The organism is Anaerotruncus massiliensis (ex Togo et al. 2026) (assembly GCF_900199635.1).
GTDB classification, from domain to species: Bacteria; Bacillota; Clostridia; order Oscillospirales; family Ruminococcaceae; genus Anaerotruncus; species Anaerotruncus massiliensis.
Genome location: NZ_LT962687.1, coordinates 572116 through 584280, shown reverse-complemented (window position 1 = coordinate 584280; position 12165 = coordinate 572116). Strand labels below are relative to the sequence as shown.

Genomic DNA, 12165 nt, shown 5'->3' with positions numbered 1-12165 from the left:
AAAATCGTCATATAGTACCACTATGATAATATGGGTCCGCCCGATCTGTCAAGGAGAGAACGCAAAAACCCCGCCGGGAGGAGACCTCCTCCCGACGGGGTTTCTCAGCCTTTTTCCAGCGCGGCGATCACCGCGTTCAGGTCTCTCCGGCAGGAGGCGGTCAGCGTCCCGCCGTCCCCCCTGCTCAGGTTGACGGCCGCGCCCGGCGGCACAAGCCTCTGCGCCTCCCCCGTGGCCTCCGCCGTCTCGAGCCGGTAGGGCTCGTATCCGGTCGCGGCCTTTCCGATCTCGATCTGCGGGGCCTCGATCGCGACGGACGCGCCGGCGGCCACCGCCAGCTTCACCGCGAATTTGAGGTCAACGATCTCCTCCCCGGCGGTGCACTTCACCTCGGTGCCGGTCACGTGGTAATAGCCCGCGCTGTTGTTGGAAATCAGCACCAGCCCATTCGTGTCCGAGAGGCTCCGGCAGGAGAGGACGAAGGGGGTCCCCGCCGGGATGCGGCAGGGCACGCGCGGCGAGCCCGCGTCCCCGCTCTCCGGCTTGACGGCGCGCAGCGTGTCCCCCTCCACCGTGAAGACATTGCCCGCGAAGGCCTTTAGATCGAGCAGGTTTTTGCCGCGCATCTCGATTTGCGCGCCCGCCGGGACGCCCGTCACCGTCACGGCGCCGCCCGGGCGCAGCTTTTGCAGCGTAAGCAGCGTTCCCGTCTTCTCCTCCGTCAGCGCTTCCGCGAACCGCTCCTCCGCCTGCCGGAGCGCCTCTTCGGCGGCCTCCTCCCGAATTTGCGCGATCTCCTCCGGCGTGAAGTAATCAACGCCGCGCACGGGCGTGTACCCGTCCGCACCGTCCCGCCCCGGCTCGCCCTGCGGGCCGCGCGGACCGCGCGGTCCGGCCGCCGAAGCGCAGCCCGTCAGCGGCGCGGGCGCCTCCAGAATCCCGGTCAGCTCAGGCATCGGCGATCGCCTCCAATACGGTGAAATCGCCGGCGGGCACGATCGTGAAGACGTTGCCCTCCCGGTCGGTCAGGCGCACGTCGTAACGGTAGTTCCCGAACGGGAGCGCCCGCGTGTCCTCCGGCGCGAAGGAAAATACGGCCGCCCCCTCGGGAAAGTCCGTTTCGGCCTTTTGCAGCAGCGCCTCCCGCTGCCGCGCGTCCGCCTTTACGGCCAGGCGGACGCATTCCCCCGCCGAAAAGGGGCGCGCCTCGCCGCCGGGGCCCTTGCAGCGCACCGTGAGGGTTCCGCTGTCGCCGCGCACGATGCTGATGTGGTAGTTTTGCAGTTTCACTACCCATCCCTCCTTTCACCCGTACCGCAGAAAAGGGGGAAAGTTGCAAAATCCCGCACGCCTTCCCGGCGCGCGGTCCTTCATGCGGCGGAAACGGATTGTAATCGCCCCTTCTCTGTGATATAATGTCCCTCACGCGGCACCCGTCAAAATCATACAAAGGAGGCGTATCGGCGGTGGTTCAGCAGAAGGCCGTTTCCACAAACGGCATCACGGAAGGCGTGATCTGGAAGCAGCTGCTCATCTTCTTTTTTCCCATCCTCTTCGGCACCCTTTTTCAGCAGCTCTACAACACCGCCGACGCGATCATCGTGGGGCGGTTCGTCGGCAAGGAGGCGCTCGCCGCCGTGGGCGGGAGCGCCAGCGTGCTCATCAACCTGCTGGTGAACCTCTTTGTGGGGCTTTCGTCGGGCGCGACCGTCGTGGTCGCGCAGGCCTACGGCGCGCAGGATTACGAGGAGGTCGGCCGCACGGTGCACACCTCGGTGATGCTCGCGCTCACGGCGGGCGCGGCCATGACGCTGGTGGGGCTTCTGTGCGCGCCCGCCGCACTGCGGGCGATGGACACCCCCGCGGAGACCATGGCCGACTCGATCGTCTACCTGCGGGTCTACCTGCTCGGCATCGTCGCCTCCTTTCTCTATAACATCGGCTCCGCCGTGCTGCGCGCGGTCGGGGACACCCGGCGGCCCCTCTATTTCCTGATCGCCGCCTGCCTGCTCAACATCCTGCTCGACCTGGCGCTCGTGCTGGGGCTGGGTCTCGGCGTGTTCGGCGTGGCGCTGGCCACCCTCCTTTCGCAGATCTTCAGCGCGCTGCTGGTCCTGGTCACCCTCCTGCGGTCCGACTGGCCGCTGCGCCTCAACCGGAAGGAGCTGCGCTTCACCGCCTCGTCCCTGAAGGGCATCCTCCGCGTCGGCATCCCCGCCGGCCTGCAGGCGGACATGTACGCGATCTCCAACGTCATCCTCCAGTCCTGCATCAACGCGTTCGGCACCGTCACGATCGCCGCCTGGACCGCCTACGGCAAGATCGACGGCTTCTTCTGGATGATCCTCTCCGCCTTCGACGTGTCGATCACCACCTTCGTGGGACAGAACTTCGGGGCGCAGAAATATTCCCGCATCCGTAAGAGCGTGCGGGTCTGCCTCGTGATGGCGTTTGCCACCGCCATCCTCTCGAGCGTGCTGCTCTGCCTCTTCAGCCGCCAGCTCTTCGCGATCTTCACCGCCGACCGGGCGGTGGCGGAGGCGGGGCGGCACATGATGCTCTTTTTGACGCCCTTCTACTTCACCTACGTCTGCGTGGACATCCTGTCGGGCGCCATCCGCGGCACCGGCGACTCGGTCCTCCCGATGATCATGACCTGCGGCGGCGTGTGCGTGCTGCGGGTGCTGTGGGTCTTCTTCGCGCTGCCGCTGCACCGCACGATCGACATGGTCATCGTCAGCTACCCGATCACCTGGACGCTGACCTCCCTGCTCTTCATCGCCTACTACCTCCAGGGGGGCTGGCTGCGCCGCCGCATCGCGAGGGCCGGCTTCCCGCCCGAGGAGCGCGGCAAAAAAACCGAATGAAACGCAAAACCGCCCGCCCGCGAAGATTTTTCGCGGGCGGGCTCGTTTTTTCTACAGGATGATGCAGATGAGGCCGGTGCAGCCCTCGTTGATGATCCGTTCGACCGTCTCCTGCAGCTTGATGCGGGCGTCGGACGGCATCCGGTAGAGCTTGTTGTGCAGGCCCTGGTTGACCAGCTCGTGCAGGCTCGTGCCGAAGATGTTCGATTCCCAGATCTTCTGGGGGCTCTCCTCGAACTCATGCAGCAGGTAGTGCACCAGCTCCTCCGACTGCTTCTCCGAACCGACGATCGGGCTGACCTCGGTGGTGATGTTCGCCGCCATCATGTGGATGGAGGGGGCGCTTGCCCGGAGGCGGACGCCGTAGCGGCCGCCCTGCTTGACGATCTCCGGCTCCTCGAGGGAGAGCTCCTCCAGCGAAGGCATCACGATGCCGTAGCCGGTGGCCGCCACCTCGTCGAGCGCGCATTTGACCTTGTCATATTCCTTCTTGACGGCGGCCAGGTCGATCATGCAGGGCATGAGCGCGCTCTCGTCGGGGATGTCGAGGCCGGTCGCCTCGCCGAGGATGCGGTAGAAGAGGTCGCTCTGGAGGTCCACGCTGACCTCGGCGCTGCCGCTGCCCAGGTCGATCGAATCGACCAGCACCCGGCTGACGTATTCGCAGCCTGAAAGGGTCATGATCTTCCCCTTGAGCGCGCCGATGTGCTCCACCCCGTCGGCGGCCTCGCGGATGGCACCGTACAGCTCGGCACGCAGCCAGTGGTCGGGGGCGAGGGAGGTGACCCAGCCGGGCAGGGTGATCGCGGCCTCCCGCACCGGGAACTGGAAGAGCACGTCGGAGAGGATGACGCGGATGTCCTCCTCGGCGAGGTTCAGGCAGTTGACCGCCACGACGGGCACCGCGTAGCGCTCCTCCAGCTCGGCCCGCAGCGCCTGGGAGGCGGGGGAAGCCGGGTCGGTGCAGTTGAGCAGCACGACGAAGGGCTTGTTGATCTGCCGCAGCTCGGTGATCACGCGGACCTCCGCCTCCTCGTACTCGCTGCGGGGGATCTCGCTGATGCTGCCGTCGGTGGTGACGACGAGCCCGATCGTGCTGTGCTCGTTGATGACCTTCTGGGTGCCGATCTCGGCGGCGAGGTTGAAGGGGATCTCCTTCTCGAACCAGGGGGTCACCACCATGCGGGGCTGCTCGTTTTCGATGTAGCCGAGCGAGCTGGGGACGATGTAGCCCACGCAGTCGATCATCCGCACGTTGAAGGCGGCGTTGTCCGCGAGGGTGACCTTGACGGCCTCCTCGGGGATGAATTTGGGCTCGGTGGTCATGATCGTGCGCCCCGCGGCGGACTGGGGCAGCTCGTCGGTGGCGCGCTCCCGCGCGAACTCGCTGCCGATGTTCGGGATGACGAGCGTCTCCATGAACCGTTTGATGAAGGTGGATTTTCCGGTTCGCACCGGCCCCACCACGCCTATGTATATGTCACCGCCGCACCGTTTGGCGATGTCCTGGTAGATCTTCTGTGCCTCCATTGTTTCCTCCCCTTTCCGTTATTTCATCGGGATGAGCAGCAGCTGGCGCCCTTCCAGGACGTCCCCTTCAAGCTGGTTGCCCGCCTGAATGGCCGCGACCGACGTGTTGTAGCGTTTGGCGATCTCCCACACCGGCTCCCGTTCACTGGCATAATAGAGGTAGAGGACATTGTCCCGCCGGGTTTTCGCGCGCGTCTCGTCGACCGTGACGTCGCACACCACCGTCCTGCGGTAGAGGCTGCACACTTCCCCCCAGATGCGCACCGGGCAGCGCACCTCCAGCTTTTCATGCCCGCTCATCGTGAAGGCCGCCGTCCCCGCCGAGGTGTTCGGGGAGAACACGAGCGTCTCATAGGAGCCGCGCAGGGCGATGCGGTGGCTGTATTCGCGCGCCTGGTCGTAATAGGCGATCTCCCCGTTTGCCTCGCAGACGAACATGCACACCGTCATCTTTCCCGTCACGACGGCGCAGTCCTCCTCGATCTGGACAGTGGGCGCGCCCGCCGTGCACCACACGTCGACGATGCTGCCCGCGTCGGGCGGCAGGTCGAGCGTCTCCTTGTACATGCAGGTCTCGTCGACCGTGTCGATCAGGCGCAGCAGCGGCACCTGCCGGACGGTGGGCTTGCACTCGTAGCTGGTGGAATAGCAGTCGCACACCGCGTCGAGCTGCATCCGCCGGTAGGCCGACGCGCAGGCGTTGAGCGACACGTCGAGCGTGAAGGCGCGGTTCTCCCCGTCGGCGTTGGCCTTGGGGGTCACGTCGAGGGAGCACACCTCGTACCACACGCTGCACGAACAGTCCTCGTCCACCCCGTCCAGGTCGATCACCTGGCTCAGCGGCAGCGCGTACTCCATGACCTCGAGCTTTTTGGCGTCCTCCTCGCACTGGTAGACCACCTTGACGGTGATCTCCCCCTTGGTGACGAGCTTGCCGGTGATCGCCTTGTAATCGGTGACCTGGGCGGAGGCCGACGCGCGGATGACCGCGCCCACGGCCGGCTTCCCATAGCCGAGCTCGACCTCCTCGCGCACGCTCGCCTGGCGCATGACGCGCGGCAGCACGCAGGCGTTCTCCGCCGTGTCGGGGCAGAGCTGGAGTCCCGCGCCCTCGGCGGCGACGAGGACCTCCTCCTCGGTCTGGCCGGTCACCCGCACGTTCATCGTGACCGCGCCGCGCATATCGAGCCGGCGGGAGCTGACCGCGCGGCAGTTGAAATAGTCGACGCTCTGGGTGACGCACACCGAGGGGTTCTGGGGGGCGCACCGCAGCTCCACCACGCGGGTGTAGGGGATTTTATATTCCGCGTGGCGGATACAGCCGTTCTCGTCGAGGTAGTAGAGGTGCGCCATCGCCATGCCGTCCACCGAGAGCTTGTCGCCGTTCACTGCGGTCAGGAGCAGGGACGGGACCACCTCACAGCGGAGGATTTTCTGGATATCGGGGCAGTAGTCGGGCAGCAGCACGTCACACTCGAGCGGCTGTTCCACGACGCCGTCGTATATGGTCTCGTTGATGCTTACCGTCTGTTTTTGCAGATTCAGCTCCATAGTATTACCCTCTCCTTCTGTTTGCTACCATCAATATATGTCCAGCCCTCCCCGAATATGCTCTCCCCGTCCGCCTTTCCGCCGCGTTGCGGCGCGGATGGGCAAATCCTGCCGAGACTTGACTATTCCGGCCAGTGTGGTACAATATCGGCATGGCAAAACCGGCGGCGGACCCTCCCGCCGCTTCGATTCGACAGATCCCGGCGCGACAACACGCCGCGTTATTTTTTTCGGAAGGAACGTGAAATGCCTATGAACCGGACTTTGAAAATTCTGGGCGCCTGCGCCCTGGCCCTGATGCTGACCCTTTCGCTCGCCGCCTGCGGCGGCGGCGCTCCAGCCGAGGCGTCCTCCTCCGAGGTCTCCTCCTCCGAGCCCGAGCCGGAGAGCTCCGAGCCCGCGTCCTCCGAACCGGCCGAGCCGTTGACCGAAGAGGAATACGGCGCGCGGATCACCGAAATCATGACGGGCGTGCAGGAGAAGGCGATCGCCTTCCAGCAGCTTGACCCGAACGAGGAAGGCTATATGGGCGAGGCCGTCGCGCTGATGGACAGCCTGAGCGACGCCTTCTCCGAGGTGGGCGCGCTGACCCCGCCCGAAATCCTCGCGCCGCTGCATGAGACGCTCGCGGCCGCCGCGCCGCGCGTGCAGGAGGCCGCCGACCTCTACGCCGAGGCCGCCGCGATCGACCCGAACGACACCGAGGCGCGCAAGGAGAAGGTGGACGAGGCCAACCAGAAATACGCCGAGGTCCTCCAGGAGATCCAGGGCACGCTGATGGTGATGTCCCAGCAGGAGGCGGGCGACGAAGCCGGAGGCGAAGCGGGCGGCGAAACCGACGGCGCCGGGACCGGCGGCGGGAATGCCGCGGCGAATCCCCCGATCATCATCCACAGCGCCGACGGCACGGCCGGCGCGGTCATGATCGGCTGATGAGAAAAACAAATCAAAAAGCGGCCGGGACGTTCGTCCCGGCCGCTTTTTTACTTTTCAGGCGTTTTTATAGCGTTCCAGCCGCTCGTTGAGCAGCTCCTTCTGCGCACGGTAATAGACGTAGAAGGCGAGCCAGAGCGCGGCGTAGGCGGCGAGAAAAATCCCGGTCGCAGCCAGCACGATCCCGAAGGTCGGGCGCGGCGCCCAGCCGAAGAGGAAAAGCTCCGCGAGCACGACGAGGTAGGTGACGACGAGGTGCAGGACGCGCTTCACCCGCGCCGGGACGCGCGGAAGGATTCCCTCCTCGTAGCAGCAGAAATGCGCGCCCGACAGCAGCACCGCCAGCAGAAAGACCTGCCACAGCGTCGTCATGGACGCGGCGCCTTCGCGCGCCCACACGAGGTCCCACAGCATCAGCAGGAATACCCCGCTCGCAAAATACATCAGCATCAGCGTCTTATAACTCATCGCCCTGCCCAGCAGACGGTAATCCATATCCGTTCCTCCTTAAATCCCGAGCTTTTGCCTGAGCCCGGGGACATATTGCCTCGATACCATGAGGCGTTCGTTGTTTTCGAGCAGCACCTCGATCTTCCCGCCGAGCATCGGGCTCAGCGACTTGACCCGCGCGAGGTTCACCACCGCGGATTTGGACGCGCGGAAGAAATCCCCCGCCCCGAACCGCTCCTCCATCTCGTAGAGGCGCAGGGGCGATTCATAGACCGCGTCGGCGGTGTAGAGGAAGGTGCGTTTGTCCACGCTTTCGGCGTAGTAGACCTCCGCCGGGTCGACGACGAACGTCCTGCCGTCCCGGACGCCCGCCAGCTTCTGCTCGGCGGCGCGCAGCGCGGCGATCATCCGCACGACGCGCTCGTCCATCTCCCGGCAGCGGATGACGATCTCCGGTTCGCCGCACGCGGGGTCCTCGTTGATTCGGATATCCATGCGTCCCCTCCTTTGAAATCGTGGCCGATCGGTTCTGCCTATATCATACCCGTCCGCATCCCCCCCGGTCAACGAAATCGCGCCAAGCTGCCGAAATCCGCCGCCAAGATGCGGCGAAGCCCGGCGGGGAATCCCGCCGGGCTTCGCTGTGTTTTGGATGGCTTACCTGGTTATGTAACGGGGTCTTTCTTGATCTTGAAGAAAAAACGCAGGATCGGGGAGAGGAATTTCGGGCTTTTGATGACGACGATCTTCATAGCGCAACCACCTTTTCTCGTTTTCACAGCAGCAGGATGCGGATTGCCAGCGCGACGAGCATGACGCCCGCCAGGATCAGCACCAGTTTGAGCGAGGTGAACACCGCCAGCACCACGCCCAGGCCGAAACCCGCGCAGCACTGCGCCCAACAGTTGCAGTCCAAAAACTGCTTCTTTTTCATCCTGCTCACCTTCCGCCTGTTGTCTTTACCCCAGTATACGCCGGGCGGAAATTTTGGTGACAAAAACGAACGCGCCGCGGCCCGGGGGCCGCGGCGCGGTTTTTCACAGGTCGTCGGCGTCCTGCACCGGCACCTCGTACTTATTCATCGGCCGCCCGGTATAGCTGCCGTTCGGGTCGGTGCGGCTGGGCGGGATGGCGATCATGTGCTCCACCAGGCGCGACACGCGCACCTTGTCCCGGCCGGAAAGCTCCTCCACGGGGCCGTCCTTGTGCTTCTTGCCCACCGTTATTCCTCCATCTGGCGGCCGAGGAAGGCCGCTCCCACCTGGATGAGCTTGATCTCGGTGTCGGTGGCGGGCGCGGGGCTGTCGCCCGCGATGAACATCAGGCTGCCGCACACGTCGCCCGCGGCGATGATCGGCGCCTCGACCAGCGCGTAGCGGTCGACGCCCTCCACCGGCTGCATCTTTTTGCCGTCGGCGGTCACCGCGAAGCTGCGGCGCTGCTCCATGACCTCCTCGAGCGCGGGGGACACGCGGCGCTCGAGCAGCTCCTTTTTGGGGATGCCCGCCACGCTGATGACGTGGTCGCGGTCGCAGACGACGACCGGATAGCCGCCGATCTTGCTGAGCACCTCCGCGTACTGGGTGGCAAAGGCGGAAAGCTCGCCGATGGGGGAATACTTCTTAAAGATCACTTCGCCGTCGTTGTCGGTATATATTTCAAGGGGGTCGCCGCTGCTGATAACACTGACACGGAACACCTTGTCCGGCCGGTTTTGGCTGGACTGGGCGATTTGTGAGATATGTCCCGTGCCCTGCTTAAAATTTGCGGCCGTTTCCTCCAAAATGGTTCCGCACTGCAAAAGCTGGTCGATGTCAGCCTTGAGCTGGATTTCAATGTGATCCTCGTATACGGTGATTTTTTCGATGATCAGCTCCAAATCCACCTTGTCCAGCTTGTCCTTGGCCAAGATCTCGTCGAAAATGTCCAGCGCCGTACGGGCGATGCGGTTGACCTGGATGATCGTGTTGCGCTTGTCGGCGGTCAGCTCAATCTGGTTTTGGAGGCCGCTGATCTTGGCCTCCAGCTCGGCCTCCAGCTCGTCATAGGTCTGTTCCAGCAGTTCCTCTTTCTCCGGGTGCTTCATCACGTCCCGCACCCGCTGGCGCTTGGTGGCCTTTAGCTCCTCCCAGGCGTCGTCCAGCTGCTTTTGCAGGATTACGGAGGTCTCCTCGTTGTTCTTCACCTCAGCGCTCTCGGCCTTGAGGGAGGCGTTGAGCTTGTCCAGCATATCTGCCGAATTCTCTTTCACCTGCCGGATGTAGCGCTTGAGCAGGTCGTCCAGCAGGTCCACCCGTGTGTGGTGGCTGGTGCAGCCCTTGAGGCCCCGCTTGTGGTAGCTGGAGCAGGTGTAGGCGGGCCGCAGATCCCGGCGGCTCATGGAGAACATGGGCTGTCCACAGTCCCCACAAAAGAGAAAGCCGGAGTACACGTTGTCGTGGATTTTAATGCCCCGATAGCAGGAGGTGCTGCGTTTTTTGCGCCCCTCCTGGGCCAGGGCAAAGGTGCGGTAATCCAGGATGGGTTCGTGGTGGTTTTCAAAGACGATGTGGTCGCTCTCGTCCTTCTTCCGGTCCGCGCCGTTGATCTTCTTCCGGGTGTATTTGCCCTGGCGCAGGGTGCCGATGTAGAAGTCGTTTTCCAGGATGCCCTGTACGGTGACGATGCTCCACTCCGGCCGGGCCTTGCGCTTCGAGTCCTCCCCCTGGGCCTCCTTGCGGGCTTTCTCCGCCATGCGGGGGGTGGGGATGTGCAGGTCGGTAAGGTGGTTGGCGATTTTCTTGTAGCCCCAGCCCTCATTGTAGAGCCGGTAAATGTCCCGCACCACGACGGCGGCGGGCTCGTCGATCTCGAACTGCATGGTTTTGCTGTTGGTGATGACGTAGCCGTAGGGCACCGCACAGATCCATTTGCCGTCGTTCTGGCGGCGCTGGATGACCGACTTGACCTTTTTGCTGGCGTCGGTCACCGGCATCTCGTTGATGAGGAAGCGGAACTGGATGGCCGTCCAGTCGTCGTAGGTGGGGTAGTCGATGGAGTCACCGATGGAAATGATGCGCACCCCCGCGTCCCGCAGGTCCTCCAGCTCCACCAGCCCCCGGCTATTGCGCCGGGCAAATCGGGAGAAGTCCTTGACCACCAGGATGTCATACTTGTGGCCCATGAGCTGGGGGCGCATCTTCTGGTAGCTCTCCCGCTGCTCGAAGGTGTACCCGGAGCGGTCCCGATCCTCGAAAAAGGTCAGGCCGCTGCCGGGGAATTTTTTCGCCACAAAATCCTGAATAATGGCCTTTTGATTCTCGATGGAGGTGTTCTCCCGGTCCATCTCCTCGTCCACCGAGATCCGGCAGTAGCCCGCGATCGTGAAGGTCTCCGTCACGTCGGGTCACCGCCCTTCAAATACTTGGCGGTCTCCCGGTCAAACTCCGAGATGTACGCGGCATCCTGCTTTTTGCGGAACTCCGCATAGATGCCGCCAACCTTCTTCACCGCGTCGTCGTGGGAGATATGCCCCTTGTCCTCCAGCACCTTGCGGCGGTTGTTGGTGAGAAAGCGGTCGGTTTCCGCCAGCCAGTCCGCCATGCTCATAAGCTGCTGATCCTCCGCCATCAGTTCGGCGTAGTCGATGAACATGGTGACCAGGCGGTTCAGGCGGGAGAGTTCCTTTTCATTGAGATAGTTTTTGGCGATCAGCGTGTCGCTCTTGAGGATTTTCCCATCCGGCGCGCCCTTCCAGGTGGTCAGGCCCATGGTGGGGCTGTCCAGCGTGGCCCGGTCCGCGATCAGCTCCGCCGCCGTCATACCCGTGACGGCAAAGTGCAGCTTGTTCTGCACAAAGGCGTAGAATGCCTTCGTGGTCTCGCTGTTCTTGTTGTAGTCATAGCTGCACTGCTCGAACACATCGGCGATCTTCTGGTAGGCCCGCCGCTCGCTGGCGCGGATCTCCCGGATGCGCTCCAGAAGCTCGTCAAAGTAGTCCTTGCCGAAGGGGCGGCCGTTTTTCATCAGCTCGTCGTTGAGGACAAAGCCCTTTTGGATGTATTCTTTCAGCGTTCTGGTGGCCCACTGGCGGAACCGGGTGGCCTTTTTGGAGTTCACCCGGTAGCCCACGGCAATGATGGCGTCCAGGTTGTAGCACTGGGTCAAATAGTTTTTGCCGTCGGCGGCAGTTACCGAGAATTTCTCGGTAACTGAATTCTTGTCAAGCTCGTCCTCCGCGAAGATATTTTTCAGGTGCAGGGAGATGTTGTCCGGCGTACAGCCGAACAGCTCCGCCATGGCCTTCTGCGTCAGCCAAAAATTTTCATCCTTGAAAATGACGCTTATAAATTCCTTTTCGCCGCCGTTGTCGTACAGCAGGATTTCTCCGCTGTCCATCTTTTGATCCGCCATGCTCATTCCTCCCGACGCAAGCAATCTATCAATTTCATTCTAAGTTTGCTGATTTATATCAGATAATATTGTACCATGCGTACCGGCTAAAAGCAAGAAAAAAGACGGGCGCGCCGTCCATGCCGCTTCTATGTAACGGATGCGCCACGGCGCATCCGGGGGGTTTTACATACCCATGGTTATTCCCATCGCCGGTTCCGGTCCCGGTGACTCCCGCTCCAAGTCCCGGCGGGCGGCTGCGGTACGGTTGTGCAGCAGCAGTCCCTCTGTGAGGTCCAGCAGATCGCGTCTGCCGGAGCGGAATACCACTGGGCGGTACTGCCTCTCGCGCCAAGCCTCGTAGAGCGGCTTCAGGGATTCCATCAGTGCCGTGTCGTTCTGCTCGGCAGCGGTGAGCCAGAGTTCCACAATTTTCTTCTCCTCATCCACGGACATCTTCAAT

The 12165-nt window shown here is 63.2% G+C and carries 14 protein-coding genes and 1 pseudogene; 2 read left to right on the top strand and 13 right to left on the bottom strand.

The features are described 5' to 3' along the window. Positions 1 to 104: 104 nt before the first annotated feature. Positions 105 to 956 (bottom strand): hypothetical protein, encoded by an 852-nt coding sequence (locus tag C1A13_RS03390; protein ID WP_101549108.1) that lies wholly within the window; start codon positions 954 to 956, stop codon positions 105 to 107. Continuing rightward, positions 949 to 1290, bottom strand: a complete 342-nt coding sequence (locus C1A13_RS03385) for a hypothetical protein (protein ID WP_101549106.1) — start codon at positions 1288 to 1290, stop codon at positions 949 to 951. The genes C1A13_RS03390 and C1A13_RS03385 overlap by 8 nt, the downstream gene beginning before the upstream one ends. A 176-nt stretch (positions 1291 to 1466) precedes the next feature. Here C1A13_RS03385 and C1A13_RS03380 point away from each other — a divergent pair, with 176 nt between their 5' ends. Continuing rightward, positions 1467 to 2867 carry an MATE family efflux transporter gene (locus tag C1A13_RS03380; RefSeq protein ID WP_242970807.1) on the top strand — a complete coding sequence of 467 codons (1401 nt, stop codon included), beginning with the start codon at positions 1467 to 1469 and terminating at the stop codon, positions 2865 to 2867. 51 nt (positions 2868 to 2918) lie between these two features. Here C1A13_RS03380 and spoIVA read toward each other — a convergent pair whose 3' ends face one another. Continuing rightward, positions 2919 to 4397 (bottom strand): stage IV sporulation protein A, encoded by a 1479-nt coding sequence (spoIVA, locus tag C1A13_RS03375; RefSeq protein WP_101549101.1) that lies wholly within the window; start codon positions 4395 to 4397, stop codon positions 2919 to 2921. An 18-nt stretch (positions 4398 to 4415) separates the two neighbouring features. Beyond that, positions 4416 to 5948 carry a DUF3794 and LysM peptidoglycan-binding domain-containing protein gene (locus C1A13_RS03370; RefSeq protein ID WP_101549099.1) on the bottom strand — a complete coding sequence of 511 codons (1533 nt, stop codon included), beginning with the start codon at positions 5946 to 5948 and terminating at the stop codon, positions 4416 to 4418. Between the two features lie 252 nt (positions 5949 to 6200). Between C1A13_RS03370 and C1A13_RS03365 the strand changes: the two genes are divergently transcribed. After that, positions 6201 to 6881, top strand: coding sequence for a hypothetical protein (locus C1A13_RS03365; RefSeq protein WP_146021676.1), 681 nt, complete (start codon positions 6201 to 6203; stop codon positions 6879 to 6881). A 57-nt stretch (positions 6882 to 6938) separates the two neighbouring features. On the opposite strand, the gene C1A13_RS03360 is transcribed toward C1A13_RS03365, so the two are convergent. From C1A13_RS03360 to C1A13_RS03330, 9 genes and pseudogenes are all read right to left on the bottom strand, one after another. After that, positions 6939 to 7376: a DUF3021 family protein gene (locus C1A13_RS03360; RefSeq protein WP_101549095.1), complete on the bottom strand. Its 438-nt coding sequence runs from the start codon at positions 7374 to 7376 to the stop codon at positions 6939 to 6941. Between the two features lie 12 nt (positions 7377 to 7388). Beyond that, complete coding sequence (locus C1A13_RS03355; protein ID WP_101549093.1) at positions 7389 to 7826, bottom strand: LytTR family DNA-binding domain-containing protein; 438 nt, start codon at positions 7824 to 7826, stop codon at positions 7389 to 7391. Between the two features lie 170 nt (positions 7827 to 7996). Beyond that, the gene (gene spoVM / locus C1A13_RS15245; protein ID WP_101549091.1) at positions 7997 to 8083 is read right to left on the bottom strand and encodes a stage V sporulation protein SpoVM; all 87 of its coding nucleotides are present in this window, start codon (positions 8081 to 8083) and stop codon (positions 7997 to 7999) included. A gap of 23 nt (positions 8084 to 8106) precedes the next feature. Then, positions 8107 to 8265 carry a hypothetical protein gene (locus tag C1A13_RS14825; protein WP_172439148.1) on the bottom strand — a complete coding sequence of 53 codons (159 nt, stop codon included), beginning with the start codon at positions 8263 to 8265 and terminating at the stop codon, positions 8107 to 8109. Positions 8266 to 8368: 103 nt separating this feature from the next. Further along, complete coding sequence (locus tag C1A13_RS03345) at positions 8369 to 8551, bottom strand: hypothetical protein (RefSeq protein ID WP_101549089.1); 183 nt, start codon at positions 8549 to 8551, stop codon at positions 8369 to 8371. A gap of 2 nt (positions 8552 to 8553) precedes the next feature. After that, positions 8554 to 9063 carry a stage V sporulation T C-terminal domain-containing protein gene (locus C1A13_RS15305; protein WP_417007788.1) on the bottom strand — a complete coding sequence of 170 codons (510 nt, stop codon included), beginning with the start codon at positions 9061 to 9063 and terminating at the stop codon, positions 8554 to 8556. A 534-nt stretch (positions 9064 to 9597) separates the two neighbouring features. Further along, a pseudogene (locus C1A13_RS15300) lies at positions 9598 to 10710 on the bottom strand (recombinase family protein); the annotation flags it as partial. Next, positions 10707 to 11723, bottom strand: a complete 1017-nt coding sequence (locus C1A13_RS03335) for a virulence RhuM family protein (RefSeq protein ID WP_101549085.1) — start codon at positions 11721 to 11723, stop codon at positions 10707 to 10709. The gene C1A13_RS03335 and the pseudogene C1A13_RS15300, both read right to left, overlap by 4 nt. A 165-nt stretch (positions 11724 to 11888) precedes the next feature. Then, positions 11889 to 12164, bottom strand: a complete 276-nt coding sequence (locus C1A13_RS03330) for a hypothetical protein (protein WP_101549082.1) — start codon at positions 12162 to 12164, stop codon at positions 11889 to 11891. Position 12165: the final 1 nt, after the last annotated feature.

Excerpts from the sequence above, each read along its gene's own strand:
- C1A13_RS03390 (WP_101549108.1), bottom strand. The coding sequence starts at position 956 with ATGCCTGAGCTGACCGGGATTCTGGAGGCGCCCGCGCCGCTGACGGGC.
- spoIVA (WP_101549101.1), bottom strand. The coding sequence starts at position 4,397 with ATGGAGGCACAGAAGATCTACCAGGACATCGCCAAACGGTGCGGCGGT.
- C1A13_RS03365 (WP_146021676.1), top strand. The coding sequence starts at position 6,201 with ATGAACCGGACTTTGAAAATTCTGGGCGCCTGCGCCCTGGCCCTGATG.
- C1A13_RS03370 (WP_101549099.1), bottom strand. The coding sequence starts at position 5,948 with ATGGAGCTGAATCTGCAAAAACAGACGGTAAGCATCAACGAGACCATA.
- C1A13_RS03335 (WP_101549085.1), bottom strand. The coding sequence starts at position 11,723 with ATGGCGGATCAAAAGATGGACAGCGGAGAAATCCTGCTGTACGACAAC.
- spoVM (WP_101549091.1), bottom strand. The coding sequence starts at position 8,083 with ATGAAGATCGTCGTCATCAAAAGCCCGAAATTCCTCTCCCCGATCCTG.
- C1A13_RS14825 (WP_172439148.1), bottom strand. The coding sequence starts at position 8,265 with ATGAAAAAGAAGCAGTTTTTGGACTGCAACTGTTGGGCGCAGTGCTGC.
- C1A13_RS03360 (WP_101549095.1), bottom strand. The coding sequence starts at position 7,376 with ATGGATTACCGTCTGCTGGGCAGGGCGATGAGTTATAAGACGCTGATG.
- C1A13_RS03355 (WP_101549093.1), bottom strand. The coding sequence starts at position 7,826 with ATGGATATCCGAATCAACGAGGACCCCGCGTGCGGCGAACCGGAGATC.